This window comes from Chitinophaga caseinilytica (assembly GCF_038396765.1).
GTDB lineage: Bacteria > Bacteroidota > Bacteroidia > Chitinophagales > Chitinophagaceae > Chitinophaga > Chitinophaga caseinilytica.
The window spans coordinates 5,121,601-5,145,284 of sequence record NZ_CP150096.1; the positions used below are offsets into that span (position 1 = coordinate 5,121,601).

Consider the following 23,684-nt stretch of genomic DNA (forward strand, 5'->3'; position numbering starts at 1 on the left):
ATGACATTGTTAGAATTAGATTTGAAATTGCGGGATTTAAAAATTAATCCTAAAAACTACTCCTTGAACGGCGACTTAAAAAGTGATGCAATTATCTTATTTCACAATTTTGAAAATTGGAACGTATTCTATTTGGATGATCGTGGTGGTAGAAGCGAAGAGAAGATATTTGCAACAGAAGGAGAAGCTTGCTTGCATATCTATAAACACTTTTTAATAGAAAAAGATATTGCCGATAAATTCAACTTGAATACGTAGGAGAAGCAGCATAAAAGTAAGGTCATAAAGCAAATTTGAAAAACATCATAAAAATTTCAACATGCGTGTGTGTGTGTGTGTGTGTGCGTGAAGATCCTAAACAAACACAAAACAATGTACTTCTGACAAAAAACTAGAAGTAATTAGTAGAATTATCTCCATTAGAGTTATCATTCATTGCCCAACATAAGCTTATTAAGGCAAAACGGCACCAATCCCTATTTTCACGGGGCCGATTCGGCTATTTGATAGTCTCCAAATATTGGACTCCTATGTTTTTCCCGAAAATCAACAACTAACCCCAATGAAACAACCACCCTTTCATTTTAAACGCCTACCCAAGTTCCAAAGTTGTTTCTTAATTTAGATTTCCGAAAAGTAAAATAACACTGTCAGAAAAGGAGCTTCCGGCTCTCTTAGCTATTTGACAACAATAGAACAACTATTTAAAAGCGAATTTAAAACTGGAGATCATCATATACCCATGAAATTAAAAATTATCAACATTTATCTGCTACTCGCAAACGCCGCCAGTCTTTTCTTCATATTAAGAACCTTGATGGACAGCATAAGCGCAGTAAGCCCGGCCCAGCTATTCCTCACCATACTTGTCATTGCTGCGATCCTGTACAGCGCCTATGCAAGCCACATGCTACTGATGAAAAGAAGGGAAATGAAACAGCTTCATTTTATCCGTTACAATTTTTGGTACAACATCGTTCAAATCCCCAGTATTTCGTTGTATGGGTTTATATACATGTCTAAGCTGGGCGTAATGTTTATCGCCACGCTCGCTAACAAAAACAGTATAATCAATCTTGACTTAAAACTCGACCTGTTTCAAGTGGAAGTGAATTTCCTATACAATCCGGAAGCGCACATCTACTTCCTTGGGATCAACATCGTACCCCTGGTAATCGCAATTTTGCTGAACGGTAGTATCGAAAAGATCGAAAAGGAGAAACAGGATGACGAAGTACGTGCATTCGCATCACAGATAAACTAACAATGACGCCGGTCAACATTTACAACAGCTCGCCATGCACCTGGATTTACCATTGATCGAAGCAAGGAATACCCTGCTCATCCGCTGGCTGATCTTAGCTGGGATAGCCATTCTGGTCCTCACTGCATTAGATCTGATGTTCTTCTCCGGAAACCTTGCCATTTGGGCAATTGCCGCCTCCATCTGTTTCGGGATAGCAGTTTCCATGAAGGATTATCGTATTACAGGCAGCATTACCCTTTCGGCAAATGAGATCATTCTTAATGCCCCGTCCGGCAGCGCCAGTTTTCCGGTAACCCAATTGGAAAACCTCGAATTACAGCTGGCAGGACGTAAAGGAAAAGCATTCGCTTTTAATAGCTTGGCCACACAACAAGGGTCTGGCAATTCGATAGACTTTCGATATAAAGGTGAAAATGTAAAAATCAGCTTCCTGCTGGAACGGGAAACCCAGGCAGCACTAACAGCTGTAATTCACGAATGGTCGCAAATCACCACCATCAAATGTTTTAACCCCGGATAAAATAAAACGGGCGCCTCAAAAGGCGCCCGTTATTGTAAATTCCAATTAGAGCTATCAGTCTTGTTCGTTAAACACTTCTTTAATCGTAAACTTTTTCTTCCCGCCGGGCACCTGCCACATCACTTCCTGGCCTTTTCCAAAACCAATGAGGGCAACGCCCACGGGCGCCATAACGGATATTTTTCTTTGTTTGATATCGGCTTGTTCAGGTAAAACAACGGTCACTTCCATTTCCTTGGGCTTATCCGTTTCCTGGATAACCACCCGGGAATTGAGCCGCACTACGTCTGCGGGGAACGCTTCCTTGCTCACCAGCCTGCCTTTCTTGAAATCCGCCAGCAGCGATTCCACGACTGCCGGACCGAAAGTACTCTCTCTCGCGCCTTCCTGCAGGCAGGTCTGGATCACTTCATAGTCATCCTTCCTGAAAATAGGTTGCTGTTTCTTTTGCATGGTAAAAGATTTAAATAAAATAAAATAAAATGAATGATAATGGCCTTCCGGCGCGGTTCTTATGGCTTCGCACCGGGCTTTCGGAACATTCCGACAATAACTATCAGCAGCAATGGCAGGGATATGTATAAAGCCCGGTACCAGCCCGCGTTAGTGGTCAACGCAGTGCGCAGTATCAGCGCGTTGGCGATCACCAAAACGAGCAAAATCATGCCGCCGATGGAAACCTTTTCTCGATTTCGCATCTGAGCAATTCAATTTAGCATCGAAATAAAAGCTGTAAGAAAAACCCCTGAACCCGGAGACACATTTTTTAGCGGTTCAGGGCAAGCGTATTGAAGTCCTTAAAATTTGAGAAGTAATACAACTTCTTGCAAAATGTTCGGAATGATACGCTGTTGCAGGCATACGTCGGCCCTGCAACCGGTGTAGCGTACCGGGCGATGCGGAGAATGGGCTGTATGATCAATCCTGACATTCAGCAAATATAGTAAAAATACCGGGAAAGAAAAACCGGCGGCCCAACGAACCGCTTGCGCCGCCGGCAAAATCATCAGAATTTGATGCGAACACCCGCATTCAAGCCCAAACCTCCTATATTAATGTACGACTTCAGGTCGTTGGCAGGGGCATTATCGTTCTTATAAGTCGTTTTGGAGCCGGATGTGCCCGTAGGCGTATTGGAACCTTCATCCAGCACGGTCACGTATTTGGTTTCGCGCTCGGCCGTACTGAGGTCGCTGATCGACCGGCCCGGAAGCTGGCTTAATTCCTGGCCCGACTGCAAATTCACCACTTTGTTGGTTTCGTTGTATTCGGTAACCTCCTTGCTCTTGCTCCTGACCGGCACATTGCGGTATTCCGCCTCGGCAAACACGTCTATCCGGCGGGAAACGTTGTAGTTAAAGCCCATCGCCCCCTGGAAACCAATGGTAGGGTTCGGCTTGATCTCCTCTTTCCGGGAAATATCCGTGCGCACCATGGCGCCCGCAGGCAGCGGCAGCCCCGCAGGACGGCTTATCCGCATGGCTTCCGTTTCGATGAACAACCGGCCCCACAGCGGCACCACGAACCCGAAGCGCACATAAGGGTTAAATTTCTCATAACCCGGGCTCAACACGAGGCTCGGCGCAAAATCGACCGCATTCACGTGTCCGTCCGACTCAATGCGGGCCGCGTCATTGTTCAGCCCCTCGAACACGCTGACGTTCCGCGTCATGAGGTTGTTCTTACTGTGGTAATAGTTGAACGTACCCTCGATGGCCACATTCTTGTTAAAATTATACCCAATGGAAATGCCGCCGCGCACCCCTTCGCCGTAAGACCCCGTCAACACCTTCTCGAATACTTCCGTAACCGCGCCCGTAGCCGGGTTCACGTTGTTACGGATGTCTCTGGGAGGATATGGACCAACATCCGGGAACTGGCCGGGCGAAACACTGAAAAAGTAACCGCCGGCTACCTTGAGATACATCTTTTGGGGGATATTCTGGGCTTGTGCGCCCTGGGCCAACAATAACGCTGTCAACCCCAGGATTGCATGGTTTATCCGGTTCATATGCGTGGTTGTTTTGGTGACAGTCTAAGCGTACTCCTCCTAAGTTAAGGATTTTCAGTCGATTATCTGTCATTCCACACGCATATAACAACCCTTCTAACGGTCCGTCAAACTTTCGAGGAAGCGCACGAGATCCTGCTTTTCCAAAGGCGTGAGCCGCAGCGAATCGGGCGGCAGGGTCTGGTTGGGAAGCGATATTCCGATGCCGGCAGCACCACCCGTATCGTAAAAATCCACCACTTCCGCCAACGTACGATAAGCCCCGTTATGCATGTAAGGTGCCGTTTTCGCGATGTTGCGCAGCGTAGGGGTTTTGAAAGCGAAAAGCAATGGCTCCAGCGGCACATGCACATAGCGGCCGCTGTCGCCGTCGAGCCGGCGGATGTTGGGCGATGTCAGCACACCCAATACTTCGGATTCCGTGGAAGTGAACGCCGGCGCCGCCGTTCCGTTGAAAAGCGGCAAAAAGTGACAGGTGGCGCATTTCGCTTTGCCCATGAATACGTTGAACCCTCGGCGCTCCTCCTCCCCGATCTCCCCATCGCCCCGCATGAACGCATCGAACGGCGAAGAGAACGGCTGCAACGAACGGATGTAAGCCGCTATGGCCGCCATCACGAAACGCGGCCGCACGGAATCCCCCATTTCCGGGAACGCCTGTACGAACATCCTGCGCATCACCGGATCGCGGGAAATCCATTGCGCTACGTTTGCGGCGGAAGATCGCATTTCATGGGGATTCTGCAGCACATCCATCACCTGGTTCTCCAGCGTGGGCGAGCGCATATCGTAAAACTGGCCCTGTTGCAGGCCCGCATACATCACCGTCGGCGTATTCCGCGCAATGGGCATACCGCCGTGCAGCGATACGTTCCTGGCCAGGCCGTCCGTAAACGCTTTTTCCGGGTTGTGGCACGATGCGCAGCTGCGGTTTCCGGTGCCGGCGAGTTTCGGGTCGTGGAATAGCAGCTTTCCCAGCGCGATCTTTTCCGGTGTAGGGATAGCATCCGGCTGATGGACGAAAAACGCCGCCCGGATTGCGCCGCTGTCAAACAACGAGCCCGCCAGCGGATCGATGGCCAGTAATTCCTTCACCTGCGTATGCCCGGAAACGTTATACCAATTCGTCATCGCGCGCGACAACGGATGCAGCTGCGTGGCATAATATCCCGCGAAATCGAACGCATCCGGCGAGCCCGTCGCAGTGGCAGTCACTGTCTCGAAGCGGCGAAGTAACGTATCCGGCGCGCCGATCATCCCCATGAGGAATTTCACGGACAACAGCGTTTCCCGCGCTTCGGCGATGCCCTGCCGGCTGAGGGGTGTATCGAACCCGCTCAAACCCAGCGCCGCCAGGCGGAACATCGCCATGCGCGCCGCGTCGAACACGTGGGCGGTATCGAAAAGGGTATTATTGGCCGTCCGCCGAAGGGCGATGATAGACGCCGCGAAAGAACGGACCGCAGGCGCGAGGGATTCCCTTTCCAGCGGGTACAAAGCTTCTTCCACCACTTGCAACCCGGCAGGATCGGACATTTTCGTTTCTTCCGTTTCCACTTCCGGCAACGGCGGCCCGTTCAGCAACCGCGACGTGCCGGGCGCGTAGTATTCACTGAACCACTCGAGCTGCTTGTACGCCCGCCGGCAATCCAGGAAAGCCGCCTGCAGCGCCGTTTCGCTTTCGCCCCGCTCGGCCATGGCCAGCAAACTGTCTGTCCGCCGCTGCAAAGTATCTGTCTGCACCAGCAGCATCGTACGGATGCGCGCGTCGAAGGTCTCCGGCTTCCGGCCGCAGGCCGCCCAGCAGATCATCCATCCCGCGCAAAGCGCCAGAATAAGAGTTACGGATTGTTTCATTTTCTTTCATTTACGAAAAAAGTTCCCCTGGAAACAGGGGAACCCTTCGTGCTTATGATGCTAAGAATAAAAGGGGGACTATTCGATCATAGGTTTAACGAGGTACGCCGGTCACGATAACGGTCTGCCCGCCTTCCCTGTTGGTGGTAATGCCGGAGCCGTCTGCGTTGCGGAATTTATCGTCTACCCAGGTATGGGGATGAATATTTACGATGAACGTGTTGGGCCGGCCGGTAAGGTCGGAGATATCGTACATGGCGCCGTATTCCCAGCTGCTGAGGCGGAGATCGTTCCCGGGATTGTATTTGCCGTTGAACGTGGCATCATCCCTGCGATGGTTCATTTCCAGGAAAGGCTTCAGCTCTTTGGTGGTCAGGTTATACTGCCAGATACGGCCGTCGTGCTTGTTGGCTTTGTAGTAGGAGTCGCCGTCTTCCTGGATGTACACGAAGTTCTGCGTTACGCACAGGTTGTCCGGGTTCACGATGCTGTTGCCGGGGTCTGAATTCCCGTCTACCATAGCGGTGAGCTTGCCTTTCAGGGGATCGGCGGCATCCAGCTCCAGCTGGTACACGCGGCCCCACATGGTGAGCCCTTCTACCGGCGTGGTTTTGTCGGCCTGGCTTACACCGGTTGCCGTGAAATACAGCTTGCGGTTGTTGGCGGCGCTGCCTTTGCCGTAATCCAGGTCTTCCACACGGGCAAACTGGATGGCTTTCTTATCGACCGTTTGCGCGGCGAGCTGCGCGCCGGTGCTGGCGGCCACGTTTTCGTAGGGTACAAATTCCACATCGTAGGTTTTGCCGACTTCCATATCGGTTTCTACGGTTTTGAGGTCTTTACGGCGCAGCATGTACAGCGTGCCGTTGGTCATGTTACCAGTGGAAGCGGTTACGTAGATATTCACCTGGCCCAGGCCCTGGCGGGAGCTTTCGTCTTCGCCGATGAAGATGACGGTTTTACCGGGATAAACAGTCTTGGGCAAAGGCACGGCGTTTTCGGCGCTGCATTTGCCCAGTGCGGGCAGGGTACGGTCGGTTTGTTTGTCGCCCGCCGGAGCGAACGGCGGAATGCCGTGGATCATGGATTCCCCGTCGGTTTCACCGGCGGTGAGGAACAGGGGGCCGAAGCCATGTTCTTCAGGTGTGGCCATGGTGGCCGAGCAGAGGCGCATCTTGCCGCCTTTTGCGTCTACGATATATTCGCCGCGGAGCGGTTTGAGGTTATTGTCGAGATACACGCGGGATACGGAGAACAGGATCTCATGGTTCTGTACCATGACAAAACCCTTGCCGGAAGGGTCTTTCAACATGCCGCCACCGTCGGGCTGCGCGCCGTACACGAAATTGGGAGTGCCTTCCAGTTTATCGTCGGAGCTGATGAGGGGAATGATCTTCACGTCGCCGAAACCCGGCATCGTTTTCACGAGCGAGGGCGTTACGGAGTAAGATTTCAGCTCGGGAAGCTGGGGCTGTTCGTTAGGATTGTCGTTGTTGTTACAGGCGCCCAGCATGGATGCGAAGGCTAAAGGAAACAGGGGAAGCTTCCGGCGGTTCAGATACATAATTTGCAATTTTGATGCAATATCCCCGCCGGATGTTTCCCCTGTGTTACTACAAGATGAAATTAATGTGAAAACTGCGTTCCCGGTTCCGGCCAGCGCAGGAACTTCCGCGAAAGCACCTGGTACACGATGAGCAGCCACAAAATAAGACTGGGCATCGCTTTTGCCGCGTAAGGCACTACCAGGTTGCGTTTCACCCAGGCCGTCACCAGGTCGGAATGCGAGAAACTGGTGCCGATGAGCAGGTACACGAAGAATATATTCGCCGCCGTGCTCCGCGGTTGCAGCATGAACCAGATGCAGGCCGCGGGGAATGCGATGATGTAGGTGGGCGATTCGGAGCTGCTGGAATACAGTACCGTGAACAGCAGCGTGGAGCAGAGGATCAGCAGCTGGTAGCGCACGTCATGGCAGTATTTCAGCCAGATGTACTGCGCGGCGAAGAGCACCAGCGCCGGGCCCATCACTACGATGTTCGGCAAATAAGGCAGGCGGAACGTGCGCTTGATGAAGCCCATAGCGGAAATATCCTGCAACACCACGCCATGGTCGATCTGCGCGTTCTTGTCGTTCTTCAGCACCAGCGCCTCGTACCACTCGCGGTAACTGCGGAGCACAAATTCCGGCGAAGAGATCGCCATGGGCAACACGAGCCATATCGCGCTCCAGAGTATTAAACTGCCGATTAATTTGAGCTTGTGGCGGGAAAAGAAGAAGAACGCCAGCCCCACGATCCCGTAGAGCTTCGTAAATGCGGCGAACATGATGAAGCACGCGGCCCAGAAATCCTTTTCCTTCCGCATCAGCGTATAGCCGAAAATGATACACGCGGCCACGATGGGGTTGAACTGGAAATAACTGCTCGCCGCCATCAGCTCATGGCTCGCGAAGATCATGATGAGGTTCTGCTGGATACGCCCCAGCGGCAGGGTCCGGATGGCCAGCATCAGCACCGCCGCGTTGGTGAGCACCCACAGCACGCTCCCCAGCCAGTCGGGCATGAGGGCAAACGGCGCGATCAGCACACTGAACAGCACACCGTAGTTGTTCACGTCAAAATAAACGTCGGGATAAGGCCCATAGATCGTTTGACCGTTGATGGTATGCAGGTATACGTGCTTGAAGATCGTATAGTTGTTATAATTATGGACAGCGAATTCCTTGATGCCCACCACCATAGACAACCCGAACCAGAGCAGCATCGCCAGCCACTCCTTCTCGCCCAGCCAGGCCAGTGTGAACCGTTTTTTAGACATGATAATTTTTTAGATACGGGCGCAAATTAGTAAAAGCCCCGCTATTTTTTATCCGTCGCGATCTTGATGACGATCTTCCGCACGGGAACGGACTTCCCGGAGATCAGATTGGGCATGTGCAGATCGGTAGGATAGAATATCGCGAAATCGCCTGCGGCGAGCTTGGTGTAGAAAGAAGGACGGTCGGCGTACAACATGAAATCGTCGTTATCGTCGTAAGGCCGGCTCACCTGCTGGCTGCGGAGCATATCGTGCCCTACCTGCTCTTCCCCCGAAACGATGTATTGCACATCGATATGTTTACGGTGGGATTCCATTTGTTCGCCTTCGGCGGGAATGGTATCGTATTCGTTGACGATGGCGAAGATACGGTCGCCCTCGATGCTGTGTTTCCCTTTTTCCAGGCTGGCGAGGTCGGTTTCCCGGAGCCAGCGGAAGGCGGTTTGAAAACGGTCGCCCAACCCGGCGTATAATTCTGCGTTCGCTAATGTGTCGATGATCATGAATATATAATTGGCGGGCAAGATACACCGTTTCCCCGTTCCGCAAAACCCCGTTTCAGCCGCCGCGCCGCAAACGATATTGCTGGGGCGCCACGCCCATGAGCTTGCTGAACATCCGCGAGAAATAATACGGGTCTTCCACTCCCACCGCCCAGGCGATCTCCTTGATTCGCATATCCGTGAAAAGCAGGTATTGACACGCTTTCTGCACTTTCAGGTGATGGAAATACTCCAGCGGCGAATACCCCGTGCGCTTGCGGAACACAGCGGAATAATGGCTGGCCGACAGGTTGACGGCCCCCGCCAGGTCGGCCAGGGTGAGCGTGGCCGACAGATTTTCGCGCATATGGCTGATGGATTGCTCCACGGCGTCGCGGCTGGTGCGGTTTTCGGAAAGACTGAACGGCTCTTCGTACAGGAAGCCCGACAGGTAATGCCAGAGGCACATGTTGGCATAGCCGAGGTTATCGCTTCCGTACCCGCGCTCCAGGCTGGCGTACATATCTTCGAACAGGGCGAGGCGCTTCTGCTGAAAAGTAACGCGGCCCATATGGCCGCCGAACCGGCGCGTGAGGGCGGAAACGGCGTCTGTGGCGCGCGGCCCTTTAAAATGGACCCAGTAGATCGTCCACGCGTCGGCATCGTCGGAGGCGTAGTGATGGGCGCTGCCGGCGGGGATGAGGATGAAATCGTCTGGCCCCAGGGCGTATTCCCGCCCGTCTACGGTAGCCGTTCCCCGGCCTTCGCGGCAATAGATGAGGATATGCTGGTCTACCCCATTGTTCCGCTGCCGGAAATGGTACCGCGCTTTGGGATAATACCCTATGTCGGTGATGTAGAGCCCATTCACGAGGGGGTCGGCCGCACAGGGCCCGGCAATGATCTTCCGCGGCAACACAACGGCCCGCTGGCCATCGAACCCCTCCTTCTTCCGTATCACAAGCTGGCAATTTTCATCATAATAAAATCCATGTTAAAAGTAATAAATACGGCTTTCTACAAAAATAGCAAAATATCGAAATCGTAATATTGTCCATCATAACCATAAGAAAGGCCATTGAACCCCAGCGCAGCAAATCCAATATTTGTATCCTGCGTTCCGCAGTTCCACAACGCTTAGAATACCGGTTATGAAAAAAGGGATCCGCCGTTTTACCGAACTTGTTCTTTGGCGCCGCATGGCCGCCGGGTCAGCGGTATGGGCGGAAACTGCGGCCGGAAGATGCGATAATTTAAAATCCGGGCTATTTTTAAGACCATGATCCTAAAAATAATCAACATACTCGGCATTACCGTCCTTTCCGCCTTCCATTCCGGAAGCGGTGGCAGCCCCGTGCCGGGCCCGTTCCCCGGAAACGATCCCATTTCCAAATCCCCGCAAACCGTCACCATCCTACCCGGCGAAAAACGCCAGGTCATCCATTCTTTCGGCGCGTCTGACTGCTGGACGGCCAAATTCATCGGCACATGGGCCAACGCATCCAAAAAGGAACAGGTGGCAGATTATCTTTTCAGCCTCGACACCGCGCAAGACGGTTCCCCCAAAGGCATCGGCCTTTCACTCTGGCGGTTCAACATCGGTGCGGGCAGCTTCGAACAGGGCGCCGGCAGCCATATCGGCGACGAATGGCGGCGGGAAGAATGTTTCCAGTCGGCCGACGGGTCATACGACTGGTCGAAATCCCGGGGGCAGCAATGGTTCCTCCGCGCCGCAAAGCAGCGCGGCGTCCGATATACCCTCGGCTTCTCGATTTCGCCGCAGGTGCATCTTACCAACAACGGCAAAGCATTCAACGGCACCACATCGCCGGGCATGAATATTCAACCGGGGAAAATGGCCGCCTATGCGGAATTCCTCGCGGAAGTGACGAAACATTTCGGGTTCGATTACCTCAGCCCGGTGAATGAACCGCAATGGAACTGGGGGAAGAATGACCAGTCGAGCCAGGAAGGCACCCAGGCCACGAACGGCCAGATCACCGAACTGTCGAAACTGACAGCGCAACGGTTATCCGGCACGCATGCGCAGGTAGTGATCGGTGAAGCCGGGACGCTGGAGTTCCTCTACGGTAAAAACCACGACCAGCGCGGCGACCAGATCTGCCAGTTCTTTTCCCCTTCCTCCCCCAACTTCCTCGGCAATACACCCAACATCGCAAAAATCATTTCCGGCCACAGTTATTTTACGACCTGCCCGGATACGAACCTCATCAACGTCCGGCAGAAAGTAGCGGAGCGCGCTGCGCAAACCGATGCGGGCCTCCAGATCTGGCAAACCGAATTCGGTATCCTGGGCGACATCTGCGGGCAATACAACGGCGCGCCGCGCAATACCGGTATCGATTACGGGCTGTATGTGGCGAAGGTGCTGCATCACGACCTCGCCGTGATGGGCGTTTCCAGCTGGCAATGGTGGCTCGCGGTGAGCCCGTACGATTACAGCGACGCGCTGGTTTATATCAGCGACGTGAACGGAAAGATGGACCCGGCCAACTGCAAAACGGACGGGATCGTGCAGGACTCCAAGCAACTGTGGGCTTTCGGGCAATACGCGCGGTTCGTGCGGCCGGGGATGCAGCGGGTGGAAACGGCGGTTTCCGGGACCGGCGGGCCGTATGCCGACGCCTCCACGCTCATGGTATCTGCGTATACGAACGAAGCTACCAAAGAACTGACGACCGTGTTCATCAACTTTGAACCTACGGAAAAACACATCCGGCTCAATGGCGTAAAAGTGAAAGGCCGGCTGAATCAATATATTACCGACGGAGCGCGCAACTGCAAACGCGCCTGGGCCAACCCGGCAGACGTGGTGCTGCCGGCGCGGTCTATCGTTACGCTCACCGGAAAATATCAATAAAACTGAACTGGATACAACAATAAAGCAACATGCAGACAACGACTTTCCATCATCGCTACATCCTCGGCATTTCCTTCATCTCCGCGCTGGGCGGCTACCTGTTCGGCTTCGACTTCGCCGTGATCTCCGGTGCGCTGCCGTTCCTCCGTGAGACTTTCGGGCTGAACGCCTGGTGGGAAGGCTTCCTCACTGGCTCCCTCGCGCTGGGGTGCATGGCCGGATGCGCGATGGCCGGGGCGCTGGCGGAGCGGTTCGGCCGCAAACCCGGGCTGTTGCTGGCGGCGCTGATATTCACGCTGTCGTCTCTCGGGATGGCGTTTTCCAATTCCTTCACCGTGTTCACCGCCATGCGCTTCGCTGCGGGGATCGGCGTGGGCATGGCTTCCATCCTCAGTCCGCTGTACATCGCCGAAATTTCGCCGGCGCATTTACGGGGAAGGAACGTATCCATCAACCAGCTCACCATCGTTATCGGCATCCTCATCACCAACCTCGTCAACTATTTCCTTGCCGGCAAGGGCGTGGATGCCTGGCGCTGGATGTTCGGGTTGGGCGCTGTGCCATCGTTCATCTTTTTGCTGGGCGTGAGCCGGCTGCCGGAAAGTCCGCGCTGGCTCGCAGCGCAGGGCCGCCTGGAAGAGGCTTCCCGCATCCTGGCGCGCATCGGCGCGGGAGATTTCGCGGCCAACACCCTGCGCGACATTTCCGCTTCACTCTCCGGCGAAAGCCGTCCCAACCTGAAAATGGTATTCAGCAAGGCCGTGCGGCCGGCGGTGATGGTGGGCATCGTGCTGGCGGTGTTCCAGCAATTATGCGGCATCAATATCGTGTTCAATTACACCTCCACCATATTCGCGTCTGTGGGGGCCGACCTTAACAGCCAGCTTTTCGAGACCATCTCCATCGGGATCGTGAACCTCGTTTTCACGCTGGTGGCGATGTGGCAGGTGGATAAACTGGGGCGGAGACCTTTGATGCTGGCGGGATCGCTGGGTTTGTCGGTCGTTTATATCGTGCTGGCGCTGTTGCTGAAGCAGCAGGCGGCCGTGGGGCTCGTGTCTGTATTCGTACTGGCGGCCATTGCGCTGTATGCTACATCCCTGGCGCCGGTGACCTGGGTCCTCATCTCGGAGATTTTCCCCAACAAGGTGCGCGGCCTGGCGTCGTCCGTAGCCATCGTGGCGCTTTGGGGCGCCTATTTCGTACTCGTGTTCACATTCCCCATACTGGCCGAAAAACTGGGCACTTACGGGCCTTTCTATCTCTATGCAGGCATCTGTTTCCTGGGCTTCCTCTTCGTTCGCCGGAAAGTGCCGGAAACGAAAGGTAAAACGCTGGAACAACTGGAACATCAAATAACTGGACATTAATTAAACCATAAAAGGCAATGAGCAACAACGCTGTGAAGGTTTGGGAAGAAAGTATCATCATCCCGACCTACGGGGTCGGCCGTCCCGACAGGAACCCCATGTTCTTCGAAAAACGGGTATACCAGGGCTCCAGCGGGGCGGTGTATCCCAATCCGGTGATCGAAAAAATCCTCGATGACAAGGAAGACGTGAGCTGGAAGGCGGTATTCCTGGAAAACAGGTACCTGAAGATCATGATACTCCCGGAACTGGGTGGGCGCGTGCAAATGGCGTTCGACAAGATCGGCAACAGGCATTTCATTTATTATAACCAGGTCATCAAACCGGCGCTGGTAGGGCTCTGCGGACCGTGGATCTCCGGCGGCATCGAGTTCAACTGGCCGCAGCATCACCGGCCCAGCACTTACGAAGCGGTAGACCATGCCATAGAAACGAATGCAGATGGCAGCGTGACCGTTTGGGTGAACGAGATCGAAAAAATGTTCCGGACCAAAGGCATGGCCGGATTTACATTGCACCCAGACAAGGCGTACCTCGAGATCAAAGGCAAATTATACAACCGCACTCCCCTGCCCCAGACCTTCCTCTGGTGGGCGAACCCCGCCGTGAAAGTGAACGATCATTACCAATCCGTTTTTCCGCCAGACGTTCATGCGGTATTCGATCACGGCAAGCGCGACGTATCCTCCTTCCCCATCGCCACCGGCACGTACTACAAAGTAGATTATGCGCCGGGAACGGATATTTCGAGATATAAAAATATTCCCGTCCCTACGTCTTACATGGCGATCCGTTCGGATTACGATTTTGTGGGGGGATACGAGCACGATACGGAAGCGGGCGTGCTGCACGTGGCCAACCATCACATCTCGCCCGGCAAAAAACAGTGGACCTGGGGGCATAGCGATTTCGGGGTGGCGTGGGACAAAAACCTCACCGATGAAGACGGGCCGTACATCGAGCTGATGACCGGTGTCTATACCGATAACCAGCCCGATTTCAGCTGGCTGATGCCTTATGAAGAGAAATCCTTCACCCAGTATTTCCTTCCATACCGGCAACTGGGCCTCATCCAGAACGCCAGCAAAGACCTCCTCCTCCACAGCTCGCTGGACAAAGGCGCGCTCCTCGTGAAAGTGTTCGCCACCGGCGCGGAAACGCTGCAATCGCTGGAAGTGAAACTGAACGGCGAAGTTGTCTTTAAAGACGTATTCAACGTGTCGCCGGAACAGGTGTTCGAACAGCGGGTGCCCCTGCCCGCGGGAACCCCGGAATCCGCCATCGAAACGCTCATCCGCGGAACGGACGGGAACGTTCGCCTGCGATACCAGGCTTCCGCAAAAACGGAAACCGAAATCCCCACGCCCGCACAAGCCGCCAAATCGCCCGCGGACACCGAAAACAACGAACAGCTTTTCCTCACGGGGCTCCATCTTGAACAATACCGCCACGCCACGTATTCGCCCGTGGATTATTATACCGAGGCGCTGCGCCGCGACCCGAAAGACGTGCGCTGCAACAATGCGCTCGGCGCCTGGTACCTCCGCCGCGGACAATTCGCCAAAGCCGAGCCATTCCTCCGCAAAGCCGTGGAAACTCTCACCCAACGCAACCCCAACCCTTACGACGGCGAACCGCTCTACAACCTGGGGCTGTGCCTGCAAATGCAGGGCCGCCACGACGAAGCTTACGAGCAGTACCACAAGGCGGTTTGGAACAGCGCCTGGCAAGACAGCGGGTATTTTGCCCTCGCACAGCTCAGCACCGCGCGTGGTGAGTTTGAAACGGCGCTGGAGCAGATCGATTGGTCGATCGACAGGAACGGGCGCAACAACAAAGCCCGTGTGCTGAAAGCGGCGGTCCTCCGCAAAATGGGGCGATACGACGAAGCGTTGGCCGTTTGCACGGAAGGCCTCCACCGAGATCTTTTCAATCTCGGCCTATACCACGAACAGCTGCTCTCTTTCCATATTACCGGCAAATCCCGCGAAGCGGAAACCACCCAAAACACCTTGCAGCGCCTGGCCCGGGGCCACGCGCCCAACTATCTCGAAAATGCCCTCGACATGATGGCCGCCGGGCTTTTCGAAGAAGCCATCGCCTGGCTGGGCCTCCTGCCCGATGATGCCTCGCCGCTGAAATTTTATTACCTGGCCTGGAGCCACCACCGCTCCGGCGATGCACAAGCCACCAAGGCAGCCCTTCAACAAGCCGCGGCAACGGATCCCTACCTCTGCTTCCCCAACCGGATGGAAGACGTGAACATCCTGCAGTTCGCCATCGCGCAAAACCCTGCAGACGGGAAAGCGCCGTATTACCTCGGTTGCCTGTGGTACGATAAAAAGCAATACGACGAAGCGATCGCCATGTGGCAGGAATCCATCCGCAGAAACGATTCCTTCCCCACCGTTCACCGCAACCTCGGCATCGCGCTGTATAACAAGCGCAACGACGCCGCCGGCGCGCTGCAACATTTCGAAAAAGCGTTCTCGCTGGATACGGAAGATGCGCGCGTGCTCATGGAGCTCGACCAGCTGCATAAACGGCTGGGCTCCCCGGCCCGGGAGCGGCTCAGTCGCCTGGAACGCTACCCCGCGGCCGTGCAGTGGCGCGATGACCTTTACCTCGAACACGCCGCGCTGTACAATTACCTCGGCGAGCACGAAACCGCCCTGCAACGCATCCTCCAAAGAAAATTCCATCCCTGGGAAGGCGGAGAAGGCAAAGTGAGCGGCCAATACGTCTACGCCCTCATCGCGCTGGCCCGAAAAGACCTGGCCAACGGCATGCCCGAAGCCGCGGTGGCAAAGCTCCAAAGTGCGCAACAGTGGCCCGATTCCCTGGGAGAAGGCAAACTGTTCGGCATCCGAGAAAACGATATTCATTATTGGATGGGCAAAGCCCTCGAAGCCATGGGCAAAAGCACCGAAGCCGTACAATATTTCACGCGGGCCACGGAAGGCACTTCCGAGCCAACGGCCGCCATGTATTACAACGACGCGCCGCCCGAGAAGATCTTCTACCAGGGCCTCGCATGGGCCGCCCTCGGCCGGAAAGACAATGCAGACGCCATTTTCAGCAAGCTGCTCGATTATGGCACCTTGCATGCGGAAGACGAAGTGCGCATCGAATATTTCGCGGTATCGCTGCCCGACCTGCTCATTTTCGAAGACGATCTCACCGAAAGAAACCGCCTGCATTGCGTGTTTCTGAAAGGACTGGGCTATCTTGGCCTCGGCGAATCCACTGCCGCGTCGGCCGCTTTCCACGAAGTATTGGGGAAAGACATGCACTTCGCCGCTAAAGCACATTTGTCCATCATCCAGGAAACAACGAAGACGGCTTCCGCAAAAACCAACGCAGATCATGCATAGACTTATTTTCATACCGCTTTTCATCCTCTTTTCCGTAACGGCTGCGGCGCAAAACCTTTCGCTGGCGGGCACCTGGCAGTTTGCCACCGACTCGCTGGACAAAGGGATTTCCGAAGGCTGGCAAAACAAAACCTTCACGCAAACGCTCCGCCTGCCCGGCACGCTCGACGATGCCGGCGTGGGCGCGAAGCCTTCGCTGTCGGCCGATTCGCTTACCCGCAGCGTGATGCTCATGCTGTCCAGGAAGCACCGCTACATCGGCCCGGCCTGGTATGCGCGCGAGATCGTTGTTCCCCAAAACTGGAAAGGGAACGAGGTATCTCTTTTCCTCGAGCGCGTGCTCTGGACCACCCACGTCTGGATCGACGGCAGGGAAATCGGTACGCGGGAACTGCTCAGCACGCCGCACCGGTACGATCTCGGCAAATCGCTCACGCCCGGCAAACACCGCATCGTTGTCCGGGTGGATAACCGCCGGCAGTACGACATGAGCTCCAACAACATGGCGCACGCCTATACAGACGGCACGCAGATCATGTGGAACGGGCTCCTGGGCAAGCTGGAACTGCAATCCCGGCCAGCGGCGCACATTACCAATGTGCAAACCTGGCCCGACCTGCAACACCGCATACTTCGCATCACTATAAACGTTATGAACGCGGGCCCCGTTTCGTCCGGGACCCTGCTTTTACAAACCGCCCGTTTGAAGAAAGCGGTGCCGGTCCAACTGAAAGAAGGGGAAAACAAAGTGGAAACGGAATTGACGGTGCCGGAGGGATTTGCGGAGTGGGACGAGTTCAAACCCGTGCTGCACACACTTTCCGCCGAGCTGAAAACGCCCGTTTCGGCGCACCGCCAACAGCTGCGTTTCGGCTGGCGCGAAATCACCAACAAGAATGCGCAATTGCAGATCAACGGCAAGCGCATGTTCCTCCGCGGCACGCTGGAATGCGCCATTTTCCCACTCACCGGCCACCCGCCGATGGACCGTAAAGGCTGGGCGAAAGTGTTTTCTTCCGCCAAAGCTTACGGCCTCAACCATTTGCGCTTCCATTCGTGGTGCCCGCCGGAAGCGGCTTTCGCCGTGGCGGACTCGATGGGGTTCTATTTGCAGGCGGAGCTTCCGTTCTGGAACAATAACGCCGGGAAAGATACCGCCATGAACCGCTGGCTGGCGCTGGAAGCGGAACACATCAGCCGCGAATACGGCCACCATCCCTCGTTCGCGTTCTGGAGCATGGGCAATGAGCTGGAAGGAAATTTCGACTGGCTGGAAACGATGGTGGCGCAGCTGAAGAAAGCCGATCCCCGTCACCTCTATACCACCACCAGCTTCACGTTCCAGAAAGATCACGGCGGCTGGCCCGAACCGGGCGACGAGTTCTTCATCACCCAATGGACGAAAAAAGGATGGGTGCGCGGACAAGGCATCTTCAATACCATCGCCCCATCTTTCAACAACGACTATACCAAAGAAACGGAAGGCCTGCCCGTGCCGATCATCACGCATGAGATCGGGCAATATTCCGTGTTCCCGAATATGGAGGAGATCAAAAAGTACACCGGCGTCCTCGACCCGCTGAACTTCAAAGCCGTCCGGAACGATCTGCAAAGAAAGGGTTTGCTGCACCTGGCGCCCGCTTTCCTCCAATCGAGCGGGAAATTCGCGGCGCTGTTATATAAGGAAGAGATCGAACGGGCGATGAAGACGAAGTACTTCAGCGGTTTCCAGCTGCTGGACCTGCACGACTTCCCCGGCCAGGGCACCGCCCTCATCGGCATCCTCGACGCGTTCTGGGACAGTAAGGGCCTCGTAACGCCCGCGGAGCACCGGATGTACTGTCAACCTGCGGTACCGCTCCTCCGGTTCGAAAAAGCCAGCTACCGCAACAGGGAAACTTTCTCCGCAGCTGCGGAAGCGGCCAATTTCAGCGGCGGCATCCTCCACAACGTTACGCCCGAATGGATCGTTTCCGGGAAAGACGGGAAAGTGCTGTTCCGCGGAAAGCTCCGCCAGCAGAATATCCCCGAAGGTACGGGGCAGCAACTGGGTGAATTCGGTTTCCCCCTGGCAGGGATCGCCAAAGCCACGGCGCTGACCATCGAACTGCGGATCGGTGAAAGGCACAACCGCTGGAACATCTGGGTGTATCCCGAAAAACAAACCGACGAATTCTCCGGCGTTCACTATACCCGTTCCGCCACCGAAGCCATGACGCTCCTCGCCGAAGGCAAAAAAGTGCTCCTCAACCCCGACACCGCGAACATCCGCGGCGTGGCGGGCCGCTTTGCACCGGTGTTCTGGAGCCCGGTCCATTTCCCCGACCAGCCTGGTACCATGGGCGTGCTCTGCGACCCGAAGCACCCTGCCCTGGCGGATTTCCCGACAGAAGCATGGTCAGACTGGCAGTGGTGGCACATCATCACCGCCTCCAAAACCATGGTGCTCGATGAGCTTCCGCCCATCGACCCGGTTGTGCGCGTGATCGACAACTTCTTCAAAAACCGTAAAATGGCGAATGTCATCGAAGCAAAGGTTGGCAGCGGCAAACTGATGCTCGTGTCCGCCAACCTGACCAACGACCCCGGTGCGCAGCAGCTCAAACGTAGTTTGATGGCTTATATGCACGGGGGGCGCTTCCAACCGAAAACTACCCTGACGGTTGAACAGGTGCAATCGTTATTGAAATAGGCACGCGTCTTTTTTACATATGGCTCATGAAACGTACCGACGGTAACTTTTTACCGTCGGTACCTGGGCCAAATCCTACCCTACCCAATTCATATCACTTCACCAACCATAAACTGATCATCCGCCACACTGCCACGAGTAGGAGCAGCACGTACACCCAACTTATTGCCTGCTTATACCTGCGCGCCACGAAAAATCCGACCATCAACAATGGCGTCAGCGCGCCATACACAAACCACAAAAAAACGACGGAATCCTCGTCAAGCTGCTTCAATTCCGGCTCCCATTCGTATTTGTAAGGGGATATGACAAGTGTTATGAAAAACAAAAAACCGGCTGCGACGATCAAAAAAATATGCGTTGCGACTTTCATGACGGATAGCGTATGTATGATTGGAGTAATATAATTACACATTAAATTTAGCCTGCGCAAATAAAAAAAGCCACCGCGAAGGTGGCTTTCGATCCATTCCGACAAGTTTTAAGGCCGGGAGGCACTTACTTCCCGGGGCCTTATGCCCTGTCTGCCGATTGGCCTGAGCCGCCAGACCGGCTTGCTATTGTCTGCTCTTTCAACGTTTGCTTATTAAGGTTTATCTGCCCGGATGGCCTCCCCGATCACGTGCCCGATGTTTCCGCTCGGCACCTGGATGTTGAGCAGGGCGGCTACCGTGGGCGCGATGTCGGTCATGCCCATTGTCCGGAAGCTGCGGCCGCCGCTGTTGATGCCCCAGCCCATCCATACGAGCGGAATGTGGGCGTCGTACGGGTACCAGAGGCCGTGCGTGGCGCCTTTGCGGCTGCCGTTCTTCACGCCGGAATTCATGATGATGATGATATCGCCGCCGCGTTTGCGGTTATAGCCGTTTTGCAGCATCGTTTGAAGGGGCTCGTGCAGACCGGCGGTACCGATTTCCGGGAGCCAGACAGCATCGGCGATCTCCGGCACTTCACGGAGGCGGCGGATGATGAAGTCCGACACGGCTTTCATGTCTGCGTTCTTCGCCGCGAAAGCGGGCCGGTCGAGGTACAACTGATCGGCCGCCGTAGCCATGATGGCGTTTTTCACACCGTATATTTTTTCCAGATCGGTATTGAGCGATGCGATAACGCCTTTTCCGTCCAGCGTTCCCGTAGGCAGACGATGTTCTTCGAGATATCCGGGGGAATGGGACACACCATGGTCGGCCGTGATGAAATACAACCAGTTCCCTTTCCCGAAACGACCGTCGAGATACCCGAAGAAATCGGCGAGGTCTTTATCGAGCCGTAGGTACACATCTTCCGTTTCGATGGAATTCGGGCCGAATTGATGGCCCACCGCATCGGGCGAGGAAAAGCTCACGGCCAGGAAATCCGTCGCCTTACCGCTTCCCAGCCCATACCCCTCGATGGCCGCTTTGGCGAATTCGAAAGTGAGCGTGTTGCCGAAAGGCGTGGAACGGATGGAACCGCTTTCCATGCCGGTGAAGCTGTGCGGAAAAACCGGCGCCTGCTCATGTTTGAAAGTGTTTTCGTAGTTTTTGTCGTCTGCCTCGCTGAGATGGTAAGTGGAAATGGGATAGAGCGTTTCCCATCCTTTAGCCAGCAACGCCTGCGGACGCCTCGCCGCGTTGTATTGCTTTGCCCAGCCGGGCAGTTCCTGCATGTAATACGTGCTCGTGATCCAGTTGCCGGAACCGCCGTCGTACCAGAAAGCCGCGTTGGCCGCATGGCCCGCGGGGAGGATGGAGCCCCTGTCCTTCAGCGCCACGCCGACTACTTTGCTTTCGTAGTTCGTGGCCATGCGCAGCTCGTCGGTCACGGTGGTGGTAAGCATGTTCCGGGGCGACATACCGCCTTTGGTGGCCGAAATCCCGACCGGCATTACCGAGCTGTCTTCCGTGCAATACACGCCCCTGCCCTTTTCCCGGCTGAACCAGTCGTTATCCATAATCCCATGTACGGCGGGCACGCTGCCGGTGTAAACGGATGTATGTCCACAGGCGGTAACGGTAGGCGCGTAATTGATGTAAGTCTGTTCGCATCGGAACCCTTCGCGCAGGAGCCTTTTAAACCCGCCATCGCCGTAGCGTTCAGCGTACCGGTACAGGAAATCCCAGCGCATCTGGTCTACCATCATCCCCACTACTATTTTCGGGCGGCCCGCTCGCCGCTGCTGCGTCTGGGCCTGCGCGGCTTCTGTTAGCAGCAGTGTCATGGCCAATACGGGCATGGCCCGGCGGATAAAAGTCTGTATCATGGTTTCGTTGATTTCGGTTTATTCGATCACCTTCAGGTAACGGGCCATCCAGTATGGCAGCAGGTATTCATCGCCCGCGAGCTCCGTTCTGCCGCCATTGCCGCCATCGAGGTTGAAAGCGTTGGCATTGTGGCGGTGAAGCGGCTGTTCGTCAAGCGGGATGAGCGTTTCGGTGGTTTGGCCACGGAAATTCTCGGGAATAAAGGTCAGATCCTGCCGGTGAGAATTTTTGATCTTCCAGCTGATCATATCCATGGGGAAAGTGCGCAGCCACCAGATCGTCGCTTCCTCGTCGAAATCGCCGATAAGGCCTTTGGTGATGAGGTTCCACACCGCGTTCTTCTCGGGCCGTTCTACTTCCCAGTGGTTGCGGATGGCGCCGGCGTACTGGCGTTTCAGGTCGTCGTTGTACGCGTATCGGTACAGCACCCAGTACGTCAGGAAAGCCATTTCATCGTCCGAATGGTTCCAGGGGCCGGTGCCCATATCGATGCCATCGTGGAAATAGCCTTTCGTGGGCGCGATCTTCCGGTAATCGATCTGGATATTCTGAAGATAATGATGTTTGTTGAGCAATTTCATCCCTTCGGTCTTGTATTTTTCCTTGCCGGTGAGCGCATAGGCCAGTTGCAGCCCGGCGATGATGGTGGTGCTGCCGAGGCGGCGGTCGCCGATGGTTTCGGGGTACCAGTTGATGTATTCCGGGTTCCAGCGGCCCCAAAGGGTGGGTTTGTTATCGATGTCTACGAGGTACCATTTGTTGTCGATGATATGGGTCATGATCTTGTCCATAAAATCGGCCACGCGCCGTTTTTCGTCGGTCGTTTCGGCGACCATTTCATTGAGTACCGCGGCGATCCAGATGTAGGCCACGAATTCGTCGGAGCTGGTGTGCCCTTTCCATTCCCATTCCGGATCGGGGGAATCGCGCCAGCGCTCGGGATCGGAGTTTTTGTAGCCTTTCCGCTCGAACGTGCGGCTGGGGAAACCTTTGAGCTGGTTGATGGACAATATCCTTTCGAACGCCTCGAACGCTTCCCAGGCGAAGCGCTTGGCTTCGGGCTCGCGGGTGGTGGCGTACCGGAATGCCTGGCTGCCGAGGTAGAAGCTGCTCCACAGCCCGTCGTTGTCCGTATCGGCCATTTCGGCGGTGCGGACGTCGCCCGGGGTAAGGAGATGGATGTTGGCGATGAAACCGTAACGGATATGCCGGGTGCGGATTTTCCGCTGGAAGTAGTCCGTCTTTTCCGCGAGCGACTGCCGCCTGAACGCGATCCTGTTGAGCCCGGAGGGAGTGAGGATCCAGATATTGCCGTCTTTATCGGTCGCCATATCTTTCACCTCATCCTGGTCGAGCCAGCGCCCGGAAGCAAAGTAACGGTATCCCCCCGATCCATTCTCCGTATAGGCGCCTTCGTTGGTGCCGGCCCAGATTTTCCCGTCGGCAACCATGAGGCGGCCAACAGCAGGTACCGGTACTTTACGCTGCAGTGTCATGGCCGTATCGCCGTTCTCGCGGCGGATGGCGTAATATCCCGCAGGCGTTCCCAACAAAATATCGTTCCCGCGGAAAGCCACGGTGCGCACGTCTTTCCCGGCATGCAGCCGTTGCAGCGCTTTGCCGGCCAAGCGGTACAGCGCTTTCGGCGTCAGTGCGTAAAAAATGCCGTCGTTCACGAACAGTTCGCGCACGCCTTCTTCGGGCGCGTCGAGCATTTGGATGTTTTTCCCTTCGGCCACGGCCAGTTTCCCTTTGCCGGAAAGCAACGCGTTGCCGGCAGCGTTCACGACCGCGCGGTCGTAGGTGCCGGCCGGGAACGTCACGTAGGGGACGCCGGCGTAGCCGTTGGTAATGAGTTTATCGCCGAGCAGGTAGTACAGATGCCCGTGGGTTTCCTGGGCGGTCACGTCTACCGGGATTTTATCGGCCAGCGGCCGGAAGCGCACATCGCGCACCACGTCGTTTTCCGTGAAGTAATACAATCCCTCTTTGGCGAGCACGTGCACATTGTTATTGTAATCCGTCACCAGTTTGAGGGGATGGATGCCCTTGGGCAGCGGGTATTTGCTGGATACGGCCTGCGCGAAAGGCTCGTCTGGCCCGGAAGCCCATGCGGGTGCGGAAATTGCCAACAGGCAAAATAGGATTCTATGCATTTTGGTTGCTT

Annotated in this window: 17 protein-coding genes; 7 read left to right on the forward strand and 10 right to left on the reverse strand. The window is 55.4% G+C overall.

The features are described from left to right. From WJU22_RS21085 to WJU22_RS21095, 3 genes are all read left to right on the forward strand, one after another. On the forward strand, window positions 1-258 hold the full coding sequence (locus tag WJU22_RS21085) for a hypothetical protein (protein WP_341840149.1): 258 nt from the start codon (window positions 1-3) through the stop codon (window positions 256-258). 484 nt (window positions 259-742) lie between these two features. Beyond that, window positions 743-1,264 (forward strand): hypothetical protein, encoded by a 522-nt coding sequence (locus WJU22_RS21090; RefSeq protein WP_341840150.1) that lies wholly within the window; start codon window positions 743-745, stop codon window positions 1,262-1,264. A gap of 34 nt (window positions 1,265-1,298) precedes the next feature. Beyond that, window positions 1,299-1,787, forward strand: coding sequence for a hypothetical protein (locus tag WJU22_RS21095; protein WP_341840151.1), 489 nt, complete (start codon window positions 1,299-1,301; stop codon window positions 1,785-1,787). 54 nt (window positions 1,788-1,841) lie between these two features. Here the strand turns inward: WJU22_RS21095 and WJU22_RS21100 are convergent, their stop codons facing one another. The 7 genes from WJU22_RS21100 to WJU22_RS21130 form a co-directional block, all read right to left on the reverse strand. Next, window positions 1,842-2,240 carry a GreA/GreB family elongation factor gene (locus WJU22_RS21100; protein WP_341840152.1) on the reverse strand — a complete coding sequence of 133 codons (399 nt, stop codon included), beginning with the start codon at window positions 2,238-2,240 and terminating at the stop codon, window positions 1,842-1,844. 553 nt (window positions 2,241-2,793) lie between these two features. Next, window positions 2,794-3,798: an outer membrane beta-barrel protein gene (locus WJU22_RS21105; RefSeq protein WP_341840153.1), complete on the reverse strand. Its 1,005-nt coding sequence runs from the start codon at window positions 3,796-3,798 to the stop codon at window positions 2,794-2,796. A gap of 96 nt (window positions 3,799-3,894) precedes the next feature. Then, window positions 3,895-5,655, reverse strand: a complete 1,761-nt coding sequence (locus WJU22_RS21110; protein ID WP_341840154.1) for a cytochrome-c peroxidase — start codon at window positions 5,653-5,655, stop codon at window positions 3,895-3,897. 94 nt (window positions 5,656-5,749) lie between these two features. Continuing rightward, window positions 5,750-7,219 (reverse strand): hypothetical protein, encoded by a 1,470-nt coding sequence (locus WJU22_RS21115; protein WP_341840155.1) that lies wholly within the window; start codon window positions 7,217-7,219, stop codon window positions 5,750-5,752. A 62-nt stretch (window positions 7,220-7,281) separates the two neighbouring features. Further along, complete coding sequence (locus tag WJU22_RS21120; protein WP_341840156.1) at window positions 7,282-8,475, reverse strand: glycosyltransferase family 87 protein; 1,194 nt, start codon at window positions 8,473-8,475, stop codon at window positions 7,282-7,284. A gap of 41 nt (window positions 8,476-8,516) precedes the next feature. After that, window positions 8,517-8,978, reverse strand: coding sequence for a YhcH/YjgK/YiaL family protein (locus WJU22_RS21125; RefSeq protein WP_341840157.1), 462 nt, complete (start codon window positions 8,976-8,978; stop codon window positions 8,517-8,519). Window positions 8,979-9,033: 55 nt separating this feature from the next. Then, window positions 9,034-9,918, reverse strand: coding sequence for a helix-turn-helix domain-containing protein (locus WJU22_RS21130; protein ID WP_341840158.1), 885 nt, complete (start codon window positions 9,916-9,918; stop codon window positions 9,034-9,036). Window positions 9,919-10,236: 318 nt separating this feature from the next. Between WJU22_RS21130 and WJU22_RS21135 the strand changes: the two genes are divergently transcribed. From WJU22_RS21135 to WJU22_RS21150, 4 genes are read left to right on the forward strand one after another with little or no spacing between them, the layout of a single operon-like run. After that, window positions 10,237-11,838 carry a glycoside hydrolase gene (locus WJU22_RS21135; RefSeq protein ID WP_341840159.1) on the forward strand — a complete coding sequence of 534 codons (1,602 nt, stop codon included), beginning with the start codon at window positions 10,237-10,239 and terminating at the stop codon, window positions 11,836-11,838. A 29-nt stretch (window positions 11,839-11,867) separates the two neighbouring features. After that, entirely contained in the window at window positions 11,868-13,208 is a 1,341-nt protein-coding gene (locus tag WJU22_RS21140; protein WP_341840160.1) for a sugar porter family MFS transporter, read from the forward strand. A 17-nt stretch (window positions 13,209-13,225) separates the two neighbouring features. Beyond that, on the forward strand, window positions 13,226-16,582 hold the full coding sequence (locus WJU22_RS21145; RefSeq protein WP_341840161.1) for a DUF5107 domain-containing protein: 3,357 nt from the start codon (window positions 13,226-13,228) through the stop codon (window positions 16,580-16,582). Then, window positions 16,575-19,274, forward strand: coding sequence for a sugar-binding domain-containing protein (locus tag WJU22_RS21150; protein WP_341840162.1), 2,700 nt, complete (start codon window positions 16,575-16,577; stop codon window positions 19,272-19,274). Before WJU22_RS21145 ends, WJU22_RS21150 begins: the two co-directional genes overlap by 8 nt. 94 nt (window positions 19,275-19,368) lie before the next feature. Here WJU22_RS21150 and WJU22_RS21155 read toward each other — a convergent pair whose 3' ends face one another. The 3 genes from WJU22_RS21155 to WJU22_RS21165 all read right to left on the reverse strand — a co-directional run bounded on the left by WJU22_RS21155 (window position 19,369) and on the right by WJU22_RS21165 (window position 23,673). After that, entirely contained in the window at window positions 19,369-19,647 is a 279-nt protein-coding gene (locus WJU22_RS21155; protein ID WP_341840163.1) for a hypothetical protein, read from the reverse strand. A 213-nt stretch (window positions 19,648-19,860) separates the two neighbouring features. After that, window positions 19,861-21,516: an alkaline phosphatase PafA gene (pafA, locus tag WJU22_RS21160; RefSeq protein ID WP_341840164.1), complete on the reverse strand. Its 1,656-nt coding sequence runs from the start codon at window positions 21,514-21,516 to the stop codon at window positions 19,861-19,863. A gap of 18 nt (window positions 21,517-21,534) precedes the next feature. Continuing rightward, window positions 21,535-23,673: a hypothetical protein gene (locus WJU22_RS21165; RefSeq protein WP_341840165.1), complete on the reverse strand. Its 2,139-nt coding sequence runs from the start codon at window positions 23,671-23,673 to the stop codon at window positions 21,535-21,537. Window positions 23,674-23,684: the final 11 nt, after the last annotated feature.